Genomic DNA, 16359 nt, shown 5'->3' on the forward strand with positions numbered 1-16359 from the left:
GGGGCCGCGGGCGTGCGGTTCCAGCTCGACGGCAGCCTGGTCGTCGTCCCTGCCGCGCTCCCCGACGGGGACGTGGAGCTGACCGGTCTGACCTACCGGGGGCACGTGATCGACATCTCGACCGCCTCAGGCGTCGTCACCGTCGACGGCCGTCCCCGGAAGGCCGGCGAGGTGATCGAGTGACGGCTGTGCCGGGTCGACACCACGCGAGTTCCGCCGGCGGTGGCGCGGCGTTCCCCGGTAGGTCTCACCCTTGGTTCAGGCGGAAGCGCGTGACCGCCGTCCAGCGGATCCCATCGAACGTCGCCCGGTCCACGGACGTGACGCGAGCCGTCGTCGTCATCCGTATGGGAGCAGAGGATCGCATAATTCTCAGTCCTCCTGGGCCGGCATGCGAAGGACGAAGCGGGCGCCGGTATGGGAGTCCTCGATGGTGAGCGTGCCGTGGTGGGCCTTCGCGATCTCGCGGGCGATCGGCAGGCCCAGTCCGGAGCCACCTGAGTCCCGGCTGCGCGAGTCGTCCAGGCGGGCGAAGCGCTGGAAGACGATTTCGCGCTGGTCGTGCGCGATGCCCGCGCCGTCGTCGAGTACCTCCAGCACGGCCTCACTGTCCTGCTGCCGCACCATCACGATGATGTGTGACTCGGCGTGCCGCTCGGCGTTGTCCAGCAGGTTCGTCAGCAGGCGGGCCAGCTGCAGCCGGTCACCCGTGATGACCACGCCCGATTGCAGGTTGGGGATGACACGTTTGGAGCGCGGCCTGGCGATCTCAGCGGCGGCCAGTCCGCCGAGGTCCAGGGGCTCGCGGCGGTCCGGGGCGCCCGCGTCCAGCTTGGTCAGCGTGAGCAGGTTGGTGACGATGGCCTGGAGCCGATCCAGGCTGGTGAGCACCTCGTTGCCCGTCGCCTGCCAGTCGGTGCCCTCGGGATGGAGCAGGGCCCCCTCGACCTGGGTGCGCATCGCGGTGATCGGGCTGCGCAGGTCGTGCGAGGCGTCGCCGGCGAACCTGCGTTGCTGCTCTATCGCCGTCTCCTGCTGTTCCATCGCCGCCTCCAGCTGTTCCAGCGTCTGGTTGGCGGTCTCGGCCAGTGCCCTGATCTCGTCGTCGTTCTCCGGCACGGGGACGCGCATTCCGCCGCCGCCCGCGGTGATCTCGGCCAGCTTCTTCCTGATGCTGTCGACGGGCGCGAGCGTCCTGGCCACGACGTGTGACACGCCGTACCAGGTCAGCGTCACCAGCAAGATCATTAGACAGATCTGAAAAGTGATCACTTTCCGGCTGACGTACCAGGGCACCGCCGGGTCGAAGGCGTAGATGACCCATGCGCCGTCCGGCTGGTACGCGTGCAGGGCGACCGCGATCTCGCACCGGCCGGGGAAGGCGCGCAGGTCGCAGAGCTCCGCGACGTCGTTGGCGTGGTCCCGATGGGGGATCTCCCTCGTCAAAGGGGGCAGGCCGGCCAGGTTCGGCGTCGAGGAGACCACGCGCCCGGCCGGGTCGACCACTTGGATGCCGTCGAGGTCGTTGGAGGTCACCCGCGGGGCAAGCTGGTTCCGCTTGACCAGGAGAAGCACGCGCAGCGCCTTGCTGGACACTTCCTGTGCCTCGGCATCGGCGACCTCGTTCCGGAGGGCGTACAGCACGAAGGCGCTGACGACGATGTTCAGCAGCAACATGGCGATGCTGGCGAAAAGTGCCAGCCGTGTACGCAGCGACCGGCGCAAACGTGTACTCACGCGCCTTCCCCCGGCATTCAGGGGATCACATTCGTCGCGTTCGTCGCTAATCCAGGGAGATTCCCCGACAAAGACAGCCAACCGTTACGGAGCAGGCATCGAGCTGATGGTGGAGTAAGCGCCCGTCATAGGACAGGTCGAGACCACGTCAGCACTCGTCCCGCCGGTGTCGCGCCGTCTCTGGCCCTCCCCCGTCCCGTGGCTATATGGCAGCGGAATTGATCTTCGTGCTGAGTGTCGTTGGGACAAGTTGATGACCAAGGTAGGACGAATTGCAACCGGCGTGGGCCTGCTCGCCGCCCTGTGTGTGCCGGGTCAGGCCGTCGGCGCTCCCGTAGGGGTGGCGATGCCGGGACCGGTCGCGGCGCCGCCGGTGCTGGACCTGGAACTGGACGGCGATTCGCTCTCTCTCCGTGACGCCTTCGCGATCCTCGAGGGCCGTCCCGTGACGGCGCGGCTCGCGGCGGCCGCACAGGCGAACATGAGCAGAACGCGGGCCGGAGCGCTGGCGGCCCTGGACAACCAGCGGGTGTACGGCTGGAACCAGGCGCTCGGGCCGCTGAAGGATCGTCCGCTCTCCCCCGAGCAGGCGGAGCAGTTCCAGCGCAACGTCCTGCGCTCCCACGCCGCGGGCGTCGGGGAGCCCCTGCCCGACAACGTCGTCAGGCTGGCCCTGATCCTCAAGGCGAACCAGATGGCCAGAGGAACGTTCGGGGTGCGGCCGGAAGTGCCCCAGCGTCTGCTGGCCATGGTCAACGCCGGGGTCGTGCCGCGGATGCCGCAGATCGGCTCTCTGGGCACCGGGGACCTGCAGCCGCAGGCGGCGGCGGGGCTGGCGGCGCTCGGCGAGGACGCGCCCGTGCGTTACGGAGGTGAAGAGGGCCCCGCCTCCGAGATGCTGCCGAAGGCCGGGCTGCCCAGGGACTTCACCTTCGAGGCCGGGGAAGCGCTGCCCATCATCAGCGGCAGCACCGTCCTGGCCGCCACGCTGATGGACGCCGTGCACCGGGCCACCGTGCTCGCTGACCAGGCAGAGGGCGCCTTCGCCCTGTTCATGGAGGCGACCAGGGCCGAACGGGGATCGCTCGACGCGCGTACCCACAAGGAACGCCACATCCCCGAGGAGAACGCGGTCGCCGCGCGGCTGCGCGCGATGGTGGAGGGCTCTGGCTGGATGACGGAGGAGGGCCGCAAGCGCCTCGACCCGGCGAACTACCACCCGCGGGTCCAGGACGCGGTGTCGGTGCGGGCCGCGCCCCACATCATGGCCGGGTTGCGGCACGTGATCGACGACGCGCGCCAGGCTCTGGTACGGGAGGCCAACTCCTCGACCTCCAACCCGCTGATCTTCAAGCGCAAAGAGGGCCCGGGGTACGAGTTCGTGATGGGCGGCAACTGGGACGGCTCCGTCATGGGGCATCTCGCCGACACCCTGAACGCGGAGATCACCGACATCGGGGTGCTGTCGCAGGAGCTGTCAGGGCGGCTGCTGTCGCCCAGGTGGAGCTACGATCTGCCGGCGAACCTCGCCGGCGGGACGGTGGGACTGAACTCCGGGATGGTCCAGGTGCAGACGGTCGCCGCGGCCCTGATCCCGGAGATGCAGGCCAGGGCCACGCCGGCGGGGACGCTGTCGCGGCCGGTCAAGGACGGGCAGGAAGACCACAACACGATGGCGATGGCCTCCGTCCGGCACCTGCACGAGAACCTCGACCGGCTGGAAATCGTCCTGGCGGTCCAGTACCTGATGGCGGCCCAGGGCATCGACCTCATCGCGGAGAAGATGTCCAGCTTGACGCTCGGCACCACGACGCAGAGCCTTCTGACGGAGATCAGGAAGCACATCGCGCCCCTGGGCGAGGATCGCTATCTGACCCCTGACTTGGAACGGGCCATCTGGCTGGTGCACAACGGCTACCTGACGCCGTCCGTTGCCCGGTGACGTACAGCCTCTTGACGGCGCGTGTAAGGTTCTCGAAGTGCCTGATCAGCAGTCGCGACAAGGGTGATTCGCATGTCATACCCCTCCCATGATCGCTATGACTCCCGCCCGGGACGGGCCCGGCCCAGGGTGAATCCAGCGCGGGTGTGGGGAGGCGGCGTGGCCGCCGCCGTGGTGGCCGCACTGATCGTGGTGGTCGGAGTCATGATCAGCAAGAAGCTCCTCGGCATCCGCGTCCTCACGCCCGACGGGGCAACCGCCTACGGCAGTGCGGCGACCACCGGATACGCGATCTCGGCCGCCGTCGCCGCGCTTGTCGCCACGCTGCTGCTCTACATCCTCATGCTGTCGACCCCGGAGCCGACCAAGTTCTTCAGCTGGATCGGTGGGCTCTGCACCGTCATCATCACGTTCCTGCCGTTCATGCACTCCGCCGATCTCATCCCGCAGATCGTCACGGCCGTCATCAACCTGATCATCGGCATCGCCATCCTCTCGTTGCTGGCGTCGATCGGGCGTACGGCCATCGAGGAGGTACCGGATCCGGGACCGTACCCGTACGAGCAGCCCCACGGGTACGAGGCCCGGGGGTACGAGCAGCCTCGCGGGTACGAGCAGCCTCGGGGCGCTTACGAACAGCCTCGGGGATACGAGCAGCCGAGGCACGAGCAGCGGCCGCGTGACTACGAGCAGCGCCGACACGAGCGCCGGGACTACGACCCGTACGACTGATCGGGCGTTCGCAGGCATCACCCATCATGGCCTTATGAGCGAGGAACCCCTGGCAGGGGGGAACAACGCCGTGGAAGTCGTGCGTGTCGGTGACACGGTTCGCCACACGCGCGACCACCGGGCCGACTTCGCCGCCCAAGTGCTCACCCACCTGGAGCACGTCGGCTACCCCCACGCTCCGCGCTACCTGGGCATCGACGAACAGGGCCGGGACATCCTGACTTTCATCCCGGGCACCACCACCGACCATCCCACGCAGCGAGCACCTGGCGCCTATGCGCTCGGAGGCCGCATGCTGCGCAGCCTTCACGAGGCAACGGCCGGACACGTCCTGGCAGCCGGCCAGGAGTGCATCATCCATGGCGACCCCGGCCCCTTCAACACCATTTTCCAGAACGGCCTGCCGGTGGCCTTCATCGACTGGTCATCCTGCCGCCCCGGCAATTGGCTCGACGACCTGGGATACATGGCGTGGACCTGGTGCATCCAGTCCGAAGGTCACGTACCGATCAGCCAGCAGGCCCTGCATCTGCGTGAACTCCGCGACGGTTTCGGCACCGTCGCCCCAGAACCACTCCTGGACGCGATGACGCGCCAGCAGACCGGCATCGCCGAGGCGGAAGCAGCCAACATCGACAACCCGAAGATCACCGCAGCCCGTCGCCGCCACGCCGAAGCTGCCGTCACCTGGGCTACCAATGATCGCCGACTTATTCGCCGGCACACGGAGCTCCTGCTGTCTGCTCTGCGGTAGGAGAGGATGAACAAATTGACGGCGAGGAGCAGCAGGGGTAAGCCAGGCACGCACCGAGCCCAAGGCGGTGTCAGACGTGCGGGTGGCGTGCTGCGAACAGGATGTGGGTGCCGCCGTCCAGGCATCCGGGCTCCTGGCAGGCGGCCACCTCGTGCTCCAGGAAGCGGGCCCACCGGGAAGGGTCGGCTTCCAGTACGGCGAGCGCGTCCAGGTCGCCCAGGGAGGCCCAGTTGCTGGCGCTCGCCGCCACGATCTCGGCGTCCGCGGCGCGGACCAGGGCTGCCAGGTCGCGGTAGCGGAACATCTGGCACACGTGCGTGTCGATGCCCTGGCCGGATTCGTGGCGCAGGTCGCCGGTGCGCAGGATCCGGTCGTTGGCGTCCTCGCCGATGGTCTCGGCGACCTTGACCACGCCGGGGAGAAAGTGCCGCCAGGCGCCGAGCAGTGACATGACCGAGCCGACGACCAGCCCACCTGGCCGGGTGATTCGCAGCAGGCCGCGCATCGCCTCCTCGGCGTGCTCGAAGGTGTACGACAACTCGGCGTCACCGAACTCGTCGAAGTAGCGCCGCACATGTTCCCGCGACTCGATCGTCATGGCGAGCATGATTGCAACCGCGTCTCCGGCCGTCGACTGAATTTCGGGTCGCGAGCACGGAGTTCCCCAAGCGTGCAGCACCGGCAGATGGTCCGCGAGAGCACCGCCGGCTGTGGCGCAGGGTCCAGCCCGCAGGCCGGACGGCGCGCCCTACTGCATGCTGTACCGGCCGACGTACAGTTCCCCATTGCGAGGACCGTCTTCCGGAAGTCCGCCTTCTCCCGGGCCGCGCGGGACCGTGGGCCGAGCGGGGTGGACTACCGGCAGATCGGCCTCCACCCATGCGTCGAACCCGCCGATGACATCGGTGGCGTTGTGCAACCCGAGTTCCCGTAACGCTGCCGCGGCCAGCGAGGATGAGTACCCCTCGGCGCAGATCACGATCCAGTGGATGTCGTGGGAACTTGCCTCGGGAATGCGGGACTCGCAGGTGGGGTCGAGCCGCCACTCGAGATGGTTGCGTTCGATGACGACGGCTCCGGGTATCTCGCCCGCGGCCCGGCGCTGAAACTCGGGACGAGTGTCGGCGATCATCCCACCGCGGCGCGTGGCGGCCCAGGCCTCGGCGGGATGCAGGCGATGGAGCCCTGCGCGAGCCTGTGCCAGCAGCCGGTCGACGCCGGTCGAGCGGGCGGCATGCTCGCAGGTCGTTGCCGAGACGTCAGGTGATTCCGCAGGCATCGAGGCACTCCAGGAGAGGTAGGGCGACGCGGCGATCGGTGGGCCGGGGCGATCCGCGCATCGCTGGCGGTGAAGGGGACGGAAGTCGCGCCGGCGGCGGGAAGGGCCACCAGACGCCTGAACGCCCCCGAAGTTGATCATAGGCCCATGGACAATCACGTGATGCCCGGCGCGGTGGACCGGAGCCTATGAGGTGATGGGGGCGGAGGCCTCGGTCCAGCAGTAGTCCCTGCCTCCGACCTCTCCGACCGTGGCGAACTGGGCCGAGTAGGCGACCGCGCGCTTGCCCGGCAGCACGAGACCCGCCACGCCGTCGCGGCGCACCAGCCTGGCCACCCCGTCGGCGTCGGTGGCGCCGTCGCCGATCTGCTCGCCCAGCTTCTCCCCCGGTGCGCCGATCCGGGCGAAGAAATGGACGCGCGCGCCCCGGACGGGCTTGTCGTCCGCGGTGAGCCTGGCGGTGAACGTGACGGGCGCCGACCTGTCGGTCACGTGGAGCGGCTCGACCTGCAGCCTGGTCTCGGCGCAGCCGCGTATCCATGAGCACCCGGTCGCCGCGGCCATCACGACGGCCGTCAACGCGAGTGCCATGAGCCCGCGGGACGGGCGCGTCCCGCGGGCGTCGTGGTCACCGTTCATCCAGGTCACTTTAGAAGCTGCTCGCAGCTCCCCGGGTCGAATCCGTGCACCGCCCAGTCGGCCCCGTCGAAGGGGGACATGAAGTGCGCGAACAGGTCGATGATGTAGTCCTGCACCTGATCGTCGGGGTCGAGCAGGGTGACCATCTGCTGGCCGTCGGCTCCCTTCAGAGTGATCGTGTTGGTGCTCTTCGGCGGGACGAAGCCCGGCTTGGTGCTGAGCGACAGGCAGAACAGGTCGATGCCCACCTTGAACTGGAGCTTTGAGCTGATGTCCCGCATCTGCTGGTCGTAGCGGTGCAGCTGCACTGTCGTGGCGGGCAGCAGGCGCAACGTGTCGTTGAACGCGTCGGGGCCGAGGTCCCTGTCGATCTTCACGTTCAGCGTGACGTCGTGCTTGAGATCAAGGTCGTTCACCCCGAGGTCGAGAGTGCCGTAGTCGCCCTCGAAGCCGGGGAAGACGAATCCGAGGGCAGCGGGCGCTTCGAGCCCGAACGGGACCTTGCCGGGCTTGATCCTCAGCGTGTTGATGTCGTGTACGGCGATCCCGAAGTCGCCGAGCCTGCTCTTGTCCAGCTTGTAGTCTCCGTCGAGCTGGAAGGCGAAGAACCCGGCGGTGTAAGGGATGTCCTTGCGGACGAACACCGGCTGCTTGGCGACCGGCGAGATGATCAATCCCGCGTGCAGTTCGACGAGCTTGGTGGCCTGGGGCTTGGACACCATGTCGATCGAGAGGTCCTCGTTGACCTTGACGGTGGTGTCCCCCGCCAGGTCGGTGAACTGGAAGGTGGCGTCGATGAGCTCACCCTCCGGCCGGTCGATGAACTTCTTCAGCAGCGCCCCCTGGAGGCCGAACAGCCCGTCGAGCGTGCTCGCGGCGGAGCCGTAGGTGAAGTTGGGCACCTGCAAACCCTTGCCCGTGACGTTCGCGCCGATGGTGAACGCGGCGGGCACGTCGGTGAACTCGATCACGCCGGTGCCGCGCCCGTCCGTGTCCGGGTCGACGGTCACCTTGGCCAGCAGCTTGTCCACGGCGGCCGAGTCGTCGACCTTGATGCTGGTCTCCTTGCCGTAGGTGCCGTCGACGGAGAAGGCGGCGGGCACCTTGTCGATGACGATCTGGCCACGTACGACGCCGAAGTCGGGAATTTCCGACTCGGCCACGACCTCCACCTTGGGCAGCGTCGCCACGGGCTCGATCTTGTAGTTCGCCTTGATCGATCCCTTGCCCGCGTCGAAGTCACCGATCTCCACCGTGGTGATCTGCTGCGGCAGCCCGGTCAGCGTGGCCAGCGCCTTGATCGGGACGGGCGGCAGGATCTTGCCCGCCACGTACAGCTTCAGCTCGTCCACCTTCGGCCGGTACCCGGAGAACGTGAACGTCTTCTTGGCCAGATCGACGGTGACCGCGGACGGCAGCCCGCTGAGACTGATGAAGCCGCGCACGCCGAAGCAGCCGCGAGCCGTACAGAACGGGCCGTCGTCCTGGCTGCCGCCCGAACCCTCCACCAGCGCGATGCCGTTGGCGAAGCCGGGCGCGCCGTCGGGGATGCCCGCGGCCTTGCCCAGCCACACGTCGGCCTTGAGGTCGAGCGAGTCGCCGTTGGCGTTGTAGCTGATCACGCCGCCCTTGGCCGCCGACACCCCGATGTGCCCGGGGATGGGGCCGAGCGTGCCGAGGCCGCCGAAGCGCAGGCCGCCGGCCAGATAGAGGTCGGCGTCCAGCGCGACGACCTGGCGGGCGGCCTGGAAGTCGGCGGTGAAGCCGGTGTCCTGCTTGCTGAACTCGACATTGCTCAGTCCGTCGATGCGTACGCTGGCGTCGAGCTGCTTGTCCGACTCGCGGAAGTGGGCCGCCAGGTGCGGACCGCTCGGCGCCAGGGCGCCGTCGTGGTTGGTGGCCGCGATGGTCGCCGAGCCGATCGGTCCTGACACGCCGGTGAAGCGGTAGGCGCCGTCGCCCCAGTCGGCCTCGAACCGGGCGGGCACGGTGGCGACCTTGGCGGCGACCCGGAAGTAGCTGCCTTGAGCGTTCACCCTGGCGAAGGCGAACACCGAGGTGACCGGTTTGTCGGCGGTCCAGTCGAGGTGCTTGGCCACCATGTCGGCGGTCACCGTGATGTGGGTCGGTATGTCGTCGACCGTGGCCTGCAGGTCCTCGCCGCTGGTGGGGCTGACCTGCGTCACGTACGCCTTGTTGACGTAGAAATCGATCTTCTTGAGGCTGGTGGAGGTGGTGACGTCCACGACCGTCTTGTCGCCGAGCGTCCATGAGGCGTCCACGCTGGCCGGGAGCGCGGTGAGCGTCCCGTCGACCGTGGGGCCGCTCTTGACGTTGGTGTACGCGGCACGCAGGGAATTGATCACCGAGGCGGCGCGGTATTTGGCCGTCCTGGCGGCCGGGTCGAGATCCACCTCCACCGAGGCGGGCAGGTTGGAGATCGCCACCCTGGCCAGGTGGGTGCCGTCGATGTCGGCCGCGCCGGAGAACGCCTGGCCGCCCGGGTTGAGCGTGAGCAGGGCGTGCGGGTGCCCGCCGTACGTCACGTCGAAGCCGGCGAGGCCGCTGATCGTGGCCGCCGCGCCGATGACGGCCGCGTCCTTGATCAGCGTGACGTGGTCGCCGGCCGGCGCCGAGATGGCGCCCTCGTTCCGTTGCACCAGCGCGGTGATGCGCCCGATCTTGGAGTCGGTGGTGGCCGTGATGTGGCTGGCCGGATGGTCGTATGCGAGCTTCAGCTGTGCCGGCAGGTCGGTGAGCCCGGCCTTGACGATGGTCTTGTCGGCCGCCCGGTCGAAATAGGTCGCGTCGAGGGTCTTGGCCAGCGGCGCGTTGGCGTCCACGTCCAGTGTCGTGTTCTTGCCGTCGGTGGAGGCGTAATGAGCGTGGATGTCGGTGGGGAGCTTGGTGAGCGCGCCTTCCGCCACCTTGTCCAGGCGTTCGCCGGTGTAGAGGTAGTTGTGCACCGATGCCTGCTCGATCGCCGCCGAGCTGGTGAAGTGCACGTCAGCCTCGCCGTTCTTGGTGTTCCGGGTGAACTCGGCGGTCACCTGAGCCGGGAGCTGGTTGACGTAGATCTCGGTGAACTGGTCCTCGGCCTTGTTGGTGAGGATGAGGCCGTCCAGCACGGCGGGCTGCGATGAGGTGATCTCCAGTTTGCCCTCGATCCTGCCCGTGTCGAACCTGGCCCTGGCGGTGAACCGCTGCGGCACCGGGCTCTGCCTGAGGCTGGCCAGGGTGGGCTCGACGAGCTGCTTGCTCTCAAGGTCGGCGAGCCCCGCCACGGTGGCGATGGCCGTACCGGGCTGGAACCTGCACAGGCTGGCTCGGACGTCCACGATCCCGCGGGTGGCGGCGATGGGATCGACGGTGTAGACCCCCCAGTCGAGGGTCGACAGCGAGGTGCCGCGCCGGTAGCCGTCGAAGCCGATGGACAACCGCTTGAAGGTGGAGAAGTCGAGTGAGGCGGGAATGTCGTACTGCGCCCAGAGCTGCGCCTTGAGCTCCCCGCCGACGGTCTCGCTGGTCGGCAGGCGGGCGCTCAGCAGGCCGAGGCCCGCGGTGATCTGGATGCCGAGGTCGTAGCGCTGCTGGGCGAGCTGCTTTTCCAGCTGCTTCTTCAGATTGAGCAGCTCGAGCAGCTTCAGCGGGTCATTGACGATCGCCCCAATGTCCTTGATCACCTGGTTGAGCCGCTGCTGGGTGGAGTTCAGCGCGTTGGCGGCCGCGGTGATCAGATTGATGTCGAGCGCGGGCACGAGATCGGCGAGCACGTCGGGCGTTCCGTCGCCGGTGACGTCGGCGACGACGGGCACCACGATCGGCCGCGGGACCGAGCACGAGACGGACCTGGTGGCGGTCTCTGCGCACAACCGGTACGTGATCAGCGGAATGCCCTCGGGCAGCGCGTGGTACAGCGCCATCAGGTCGAAGCCGCTCAGCTCCTTGACCTTGGCCGCCGCCTGGTCCACCAGACCGGCCACCGGGCCGGGCAGGTCGAGGATGCCGGCCTGGTCGGTGGCGGGCATGTACTTGCGGACGTCGGGGTCGACCTTGCCGTCGGTGACCAGGCCATGGCTGGCCAGCCGGGCTTTGGCGGCGGCGTCGAGCTGGTTGAACAGGGTGGGGCCCGCGGGGATCGTCACCTGCGGCGGCTCCGGGCCCACCGGGCGCGCCTCCACCGGGCGCGCGGCCAGCGATGGACCTCGCGGCACGTTCACCGTGCCGTTGGGCGGGACCTCTATCTTGGGCACCTGCTCGATGACCGGCTTCGCGGCGACAGCGGCGCCGGTGGCGACGATGGGCCCCTCAGTGGAAAGCGGGAGGGGCGCAGGGTCGGCGCTCGCGGGGGCCGACCCCAGCGCGATCACGCAGGATAAGGCAGACATGACGATGAAGGCGCGCGATAACGCGCGCCTGGTGGCGCGTTGCATGTGGTTCTCCCCGTAAATCGCTCGACGTTTCAGGGAGAGCGGACCATCTAGTTGTACGGGGCGTCAATAACGAAATCGCAACAAGCCTAAGGACACCAGGTCAGACACCAAGTTAAGCCCATCAAAGGTGCCGGAGCGGCTGATACCGGCATTTGGGGCTCTCTCTCAGTGGGCTGCCTCGTACTGTTCCACGACGGTGGCGGCGATGCGGCCACGCTCACTTACCGGCAGGCCCTGTGCCTTGGCCCACCGCCTGACCTCCGTGGCCTTGTCACGACTGACGCCCCGAGCCGTGCCGGCGCCTCCGCGTCGGCCGCGACCGCCCCTTTCGGCACGGACCGCACGAGCCTTGGTGATGAAGGGAGCGAGAGCCTTCTCCAGCCTCTCTCTGTTCGCGCCCGACAGGTCGATCTCGTAGCTCACCCCGTCGAGAGCGAACCTTGTGGTCCTCTCAGCGTCACTGCCGTCGATGTCGTCGACAAAAGATTCAACAATACGCTTCGCCATAAGGTGCTCCAATTACGTTACGGTTGCAGGTACTGTAGCTCGCTTCAGCAGATCACGCATCTCCGGGGATACTGCTCCTCCGGCAAGGAACTTCGCGAGCCGGCCCTGGACTACGACGCCTTTCGCGCATGCGCCGCGGACAGCGACATCGCCGTAGGCAGACTCATGCGCCCAGCCGCGGGATGTCATCCGACCTCCAGCCCATGGTGCGCACCAGTGGGAGCGACGTCCCAGTCCACCCGCCCCTCCCCGCCGACCCTCCAGGTCTTTGCTTCCCATATTGCGATCGTACGGATGTCCAGCCTGCCACCAATGGCAATGAATCCGCTATGTTGAATCCAAATTCAAAGCTTGCCGCATTGCCGATGTGGTGCATTCCCGTGACGCTCTTCCCGATCGGCGCACGGCGCGGGGTGACAGCTGCCGTTCCCGCCCGGCAACCGCCTCTCGGGTGGAGTTCCGTCCATGACTTTCCTCCGGCCGCCGTCCAGATCACCGTCACGCGCGCGTACAGGTGGTGGACCTTGCGACGGGACGGTGAACACCGTGGTCGCCACCGCGAAGGCGTGGAAGCAGGTGAGCTGGCGCGCAGAGGACCGGGTACGCCGGCTGGAACCGCGCGGTCACGTCCAGCCCCCTCGTGCAGGGGACGGGCGTCGCGGGCGGCCGCCACGATCGGCACCCCAGGCCCACCTCGCCCGGCCACCATGCTCTTCTGCGAGGTCTACCGCGGCGCCTCCGGCACGTACTTCAGGATCGCCGCCCAGGTGAAGGGCACCGGCTACCCGACATCACTATCAGCGGCGGCGCCGGGGGCCGATGACGGCGTCCTCTCGGCGGCGACATCCTCATCGTCGGCGGGGTGCTCGTTGCGTCGCCTGCGCCCGTGGTACGTCGGGTCGGAGATGTTCTCGTCCGCGGAGCCGTCCGGGGCGAACGCGTCGAACGGGGTGGTCGCCGCGGGGATGACGATGCGCTCGAACGGTCCGGTGTCGACGATCGACTCCAGCGGTCCGGTGGGGATGACGACCTCCAACGGCTCGGTCAAGGCGGCGGCCTCCTCCTGAGGGTCCGGGCCGGAGTCGGGGCTGGACGGGCTGGTCTCGGGTCGCCGGTTCGCCTGCTCGGTGGGTGCAGGGGTGCCCGGTGGGTCGCTGTCCTGTTCGCCGGGTGCGACGGTCTCGAGTGGCAGGGCGGCGGCGGTCTCGATGGCTTCCAGGAGTTCCCGCCTCCACAGGATGCCCTCGTCGGGCTCTGCAATGCTGTGGCGGGGGACGTGCGTGGACGGGCTCGGTGCCATCGCGGCCGCGGCTGGGCGGGCCCGGCGGCGGGCCTTGACCACGGCGAGCATCACGAGCAAGGCCACCACTGCCACCACGGCCGAGGTGATCATCATCGGAGTGAACAAGCTCGACGATGGGCCGGTAATCGAGGTGTGGAGGTGCGCGGGCAAGACGGTCCCGGTCGTGGTGCTGGACGACGCCGGCATGGCACTCGTGGCCTGCTCGGGGACGGGCTCGGCTGCGGAGGTCGCGGTCGGCTCGGCCGAGGAGGGGGTGGTGGTCGGCGCGTCTGCTGAGGTGACCGTCGGCTCCGCTCCGGGCGTGGCCGCCGACTCGGTTGGGGAGGAAGTCGCCTCGGGTTCGGAAGAGGCCGCTGACTCGGCTTGGGAGGAGGTCGCCTCGGCCGGGGCGGCGGTCGACGAAGGGGCGGTGGTCTCCGGAGCCGTCTGCGGCACCGATGCGGTGGCCGTGGCTGACGGCGTGTCATCGGTCGGGGCTGGGGCCGCGGTGGCTGTGGAGGGCTTGTCGGAGAGGGTTGGCGTTGGGGTGGCCGTGGCCGACGGCATGTCAGAGGTCGGGGTTGGAGTGGGTGTGGCCGACGGCATGTCAGAGGTCGAGGTTGGGGTAGGCGCGGTGGGCGGCATGTCAGAGGTCGAGGTTGGAGTGGGTGTGGCGGGCGGCATGTCAGAGGTCGAGGTTGGAGTGGGTGTGGCGGGCGGCATGTCAGATGTCCGGGTGGGGGTAGCGGTCGGAGCGTCGGAGGAGCTCGGGGCTGGGGCTGTCGCGGTTGGCGGCGTATCGGAAGCCCGAGTCGGAGCATGTGTGGGGCGGTCCTCGGCGGGAGACGAGTGGGAGTCGTCCCGCTTGGTGCCGGGGTTCAGGGGACTGGCCGACTTCCCCTGCGAGTGCGGGCGGCCTCCGGCGTCCATGCCCGGCCGGTCAGCGGCGGGCCGGTCGGCCGCTTGAGTCGCGTGGTCATCGGTTGCCCGAGGGGCCTGGTCGTGGGGTTTCTGGGCTGTCTTGTCACTGGACGGCCGCTCTTGGCCCACGTGGGTGCCGGTCGGCTGGCGGGGTGTGCCGTGGCCGGATTGCCCGGGAGGCGCATCCGGGTTGGGCCGTGTCTCGGTGATGCTCTGGCCGAGTTGTTGGGTCATGCGCGTGTCCACCGTGCCTCAGTGGTCTGGTTAGCGGGTTGATCTTGGGGGGTGTGCGTGCCGGACCGCGCCTCGCTGCGCCGGCTATGGGGCCGCAGCGGAGGCGCCTGAGGGCCGGGCCGCGCCGAGCTTGTGCCGATGGCCACGGGTTCGATGAACTTCCGCATTTCTGGCGTCATGGAAGTGTGGAGAACCTCCCCGGACGAGATCGACTTTTACCCACAGATCCTGACAAAAGGTGTAATGCAGGACGGAAGTGAATAAAACGGAAGCCTGTGATAGGGCGAGGGTACCTTGCCGTTTCCGCAGGTCAAGTGCGCTTCAAGGGAGGTTCAACGGCCACGTCGAGAGTAAAGTACCAGGTCAGAGGCGCTGTCCCGACATAACCCCTGATGGGCGATATATAGAAAGATCTACCTAAATTCGGCCCATAGGCTCGCCGCCAGGGCATGAGCGACTCCGGCGTCAGTCCTCAGCGCCTGAGGTCGAAGCCGGGAAGCGCCTCCGGCTCGGATACCGCGCCCTGGACTAGCTGAAGATGCGGATTTCGTTGTGGCAGCGACACCGTAGCTCGAAGATTCGTCTTCTGCGGACCTCGACCACGCCTGCTGTCCATCGCGGGGTCCGCCCGTTCGTCGTGAGGGTGTCACACGAAAACGCGACGCGCCCGCAGCGGGCGCTGGATGGGAGGGCCCGTCATGCCTGATTTCCTCGCCGCCACCTACTCTCTGCGGCCGCGCAATGACTTTGCCCGGTCCGCGTTGCCCGACGCCCCTGTCAGGGCTGCCATGCAGCGGAAGACCAGCACGTTCCGGCTTCCTTTCGCCGGCGTACTCGTCCGGCGTACAGTCAAGCCCGCCAGCTAGGAGGAACCGTGCGGTACGTGATGTTCGTCTGCGACAACGAAGCTGTCGGAGTGCCTATGGATGACGCCGACCCGGCGTCATGGGTGCGCGAGATGGACGGCCGTGGGGTACGCCTGCAGGGTGCGCGCCTGCGGCCGGGCAGTGACGCCACGACCGTTCGGGTGCGTGGCGGTGAGGTACTGCTGTCCGACGGGCCGTTCGCCGAGACGAAGGAGCAGATCGGCGGCTTCGACCTGATCGAGTGCGAGGACCTCGACGAGGCGATCGAGGTCGCCTCCCAGCATCCCTCCGCCAGGTTCGGCTGGGTCGAGGTGAGACCGCTTTGGGAGGAGTGACCGCCGAGGTCGAGGCGGCGGTCGCCGAGTCCTTCCGCCAGGAATGGGGCCGCATCGTCGCGACCCTGATCCGGGTGACCGGCGACTGGGATCTGGCCGAGGAGTGCGCGCAGGAGTCCTTCGCGCTGGCGCTGGAGCGCTGGCCGCGCGACGGCCTTCCGCGCCGTCCCGGCGCCTGGCTCACCACGGCGGCGCGCAACCGGGCGGTGGACCGCTTGCGCCGCAGGTCGACCGAGGCGGCCAAGCTACGGGAGGTGGCCACGATGGCGTCCGTCGAGGCGTCCGGTGATGACGCCTTCGGCTCCGGCGAGGGTGGCGACAGCGGTGTTTCCGACGACCGGCTACGGTTGATCTTCACTTGCTGTCACCCGGCGCTGCCACTGGAGGCGCGGGTGGCGCTGACGCTGCGCACCCTGACCGGCATGACCACCGCCGAGATCGCTCGGGCCTTCCTGGTCACCGAGGCGACGATGGCCAAGCGTCTCGTCCGGGCCAAGAGCAAGATCAGCAATGCCGGCATTCCGTACCGGGTGCCGCCGGCTCATCTGTTGCCGGAACGGACCGGTTCGGTGCTCGCCGTCCTGTATCTGCTGTTCAACGAGGGCTATTCCGCCAGCGCGGGCACTGACCTGGTGCGGTGGGATCTGTGCGCCGAGGCCATCCGTCTCGCGCGCCTGCTGACACGGCTGATGCCCGAC

14 protein-coding genes are annotated in these 16359 nt (G+C 68.3%); 7 read left to right on the plus strand and 7 right to left on the minus strand.

Translation table 11 applies throughout. From position 1 onward, the window contains the following. A partial coding sequence (locus tag AB0J09_RS32970; protein WP_360699395.1) for a hypothetical protein occupies positions 1-183 on the plus strand: 183 nt, incomplete at its 5' end. A 189-nt stretch (positions 184-372) separates the two neighbouring features. On the opposite strand, the gene AB0J09_RS32975 is transcribed toward AB0J09_RS32970, so the two are convergent. After that, positions 373-1737, minus strand: coding sequence for a HAMP domain-containing sensor histidine kinase (locus tag AB0J09_RS32975; protein ID WP_360699397.1), 1365 nt, complete (start codon positions 1735-1737; stop codon positions 373-375). Between the two features lie 253 nt (positions 1738-1990). Here AB0J09_RS32975 and AB0J09_RS32980 point away from each other — a divergent pair, with 253 nt between their 5' ends. The 3 genes from AB0J09_RS32980 (at position 1991) to AB0J09_RS32990 (ending at position 5165) form a co-directional block, all read left to right on the plus strand. Further along, positions 1991-3679 carry an aromatic amino acid ammonia-lyase gene (locus AB0J09_RS32980; RefSeq protein ID WP_360699399.1) on the plus strand — a complete coding sequence of 563 codons (1689 nt, stop codon included), beginning with the start codon at positions 1991-1993 and terminating at the stop codon, positions 3677-3679. Between the two features lie 72 nt (positions 3680-3751). Further along, on the plus strand, positions 3752-4411 hold the full coding sequence (locus AB0J09_RS32985; protein WP_360699401.1) for a DUF6069 family protein: 660 nt from the start codon (positions 3752-3754) through the stop codon (positions 4409-4411). A 34-nt stretch (positions 4412-4445) separates the two neighbouring features. Then, positions 4446-5165, plus strand: a complete 720-nt coding sequence (locus AB0J09_RS32990) for an aminoglycoside phosphotransferase family protein (protein WP_360699403.1) — start codon at positions 4446-4448, stop codon at positions 5163-5165. A gap of 70 nt (positions 5166-5235) precedes the next feature. On the opposite strand, the gene AB0J09_RS32995 is transcribed toward AB0J09_RS32990, so the two are convergent. From AB0J09_RS32995 to AB0J09_RS33020, 6 genes are all read right to left on the minus strand, one after another. Then, complete coding sequence (locus AB0J09_RS32995; RefSeq protein ID WP_360699405.1) at positions 5236-5763, minus strand: hypothetical protein; 528 nt, start codon at positions 5761-5763, stop codon at positions 5236-5238. A gap of 150 nt (positions 5764-5913) precedes the next feature. Further along, positions 5914-6444, minus strand: coding sequence for a rhodanese-like domain-containing protein (locus tag AB0J09_RS33000; protein ID WP_360699407.1), 531 nt, complete (start codon positions 6442-6444; stop codon positions 5914-5916). A gap of 186 nt (positions 6445-6630) precedes the next feature. After that, complete coding sequence (locus tag AB0J09_RS33005) at positions 6631-7083, minus strand: hypothetical protein (protein WP_360699409.1); 453 nt, start codon at positions 7081-7083, stop codon at positions 6631-6633. A gap of 5 nt (positions 7084-7088) precedes the next feature. Further along, entirely contained in the window at positions 7089-11471 is a 4383-nt protein-coding gene (locus tag AB0J09_RS33010; protein WP_360699411.1) for a hypothetical protein, read from the minus strand. A 210-nt stretch (positions 11472-11681) separates the two neighbouring features. After that, on the minus strand, positions 11682-12023 hold the full coding sequence (locus AB0J09_RS33015) for an Lsr2 family protein (RefSeq protein ID WP_360699420.1): 342 nt from the start codon (positions 12021-12023) through the stop codon (positions 11682-11684). 781 nt (positions 12024-12804) lie between these two features. Continuing rightward, complete coding sequence (locus AB0J09_RS33020; RefSeq protein ID WP_360699413.1) at positions 12805-13419, minus strand: hypothetical protein; 615 nt, start codon at positions 13417-13419, stop codon at positions 12805-12807. On the opposite strand from AB0J09_RS33020, the gene AB0J09_RS33025 reads away from it, so the two are divergent. The 3 genes from AB0J09_RS33025 to AB0J09_RS33035 form a co-directional block, all read left to right on the plus strand. After that, the gene (locus tag AB0J09_RS33025) at positions 13409-14272 is read left to right on the plus strand and encodes a hypothetical protein (protein WP_360699414.1); all 864 of its coding nucleotides are present in this window, start codon (positions 13409-13411) and stop codon (positions 14270-14272) included. The genes AB0J09_RS33020 and AB0J09_RS33025 overlap by 11 nt on opposite strands. A 1062-nt stretch (positions 14273-15334) precedes the next feature. After that, positions 15335-15661 carry a YciI family protein gene (locus tag AB0J09_RS33030; protein ID WP_360699416.1) on the plus strand — a complete coding sequence of 109 codons (327 nt, stop codon included), beginning with the start codon at positions 15335-15337 and terminating at the stop codon, positions 15659-15661. Beyond that, the coding region (locus tag AB0J09_RS33035; RefSeq protein WP_360699418.1) for a sigma-70 family RNA polymerase sigma factor at positions 15658-16359 on the plus strand (702 nt) is incomplete at its 3' end. The genes AB0J09_RS33030 and AB0J09_RS33035, both read left to right, overlap by 4 nt.

Source organism: Nonomuraea sp. NPDC049784 (assembly GCF_040659615.1).
Lineage (GTDB): Bacteria > Actinomycetota > Actinomycetes > Streptosporangiales > Streptosporangiaceae > Nonomuraea.

Coding starts and splice junctions, on each gene's coding strand:
- AB0J09_RS33015 (WP_360699420.1), bottom strand. CDS start 12,023: ATGGCGAAGCGTATTGTTGAATCTTTTGTCGACGACATCGACGGCAGT.
- AB0J09_RS32995 (WP_360699405.1), bottom strand. CDS start 5,763: ATGACGATCGAGTCGCGGGAACATGTGCGGCGCTACTTCGACGAGTTC.
- AB0J09_RS33000 (WP_360699407.1), bottom strand. CDS start 6,444: ATGCCTGCGGAATCACCTGACGTCTCGGCAACGACCTGCGAGCATGCC.
- AB0J09_RS33020 (WP_360699413.1), bottom strand. CDS start 13,419: ATGATGATCACCTCGGCCGTGGTGGCAGTGGTGGCCTTGCTCGTGATG.
- AB0J09_RS32985 (WP_360699401.1), top strand. CDS start 3,752: ATGTCATACCCCTCCCATGATCGCTATGACTCCCGCCCGGGACGGGCC.
- AB0J09_RS33010 (WP_360699411.1), bottom strand. CDS start 11,471: ATGTCTGCCTTATCCTGCGTGATCGCGCTGGGGTCGGCCCCCGCGAGC.
- AB0J09_RS32980 (WP_360699399.1), top strand. CDS start 1,991: ATGACCAAGGTAGGACGAATTGCAACCGGCGTGGGCCTGCTCGCCGCC.
- AB0J09_RS32990 (WP_360699403.1), top strand. CDS start 4,446: ATGAGCGAGGAACCCCTGGCAGGGGGGAACAACGCCGTGGAAGTCGTG.
- AB0J09_RS33005 (WP_360699409.1), bottom strand. CDS start 7,083: ATGAACGGTGACCACGACGCCCGCGGGACGCGCCCGTCCCGCGGGCTC.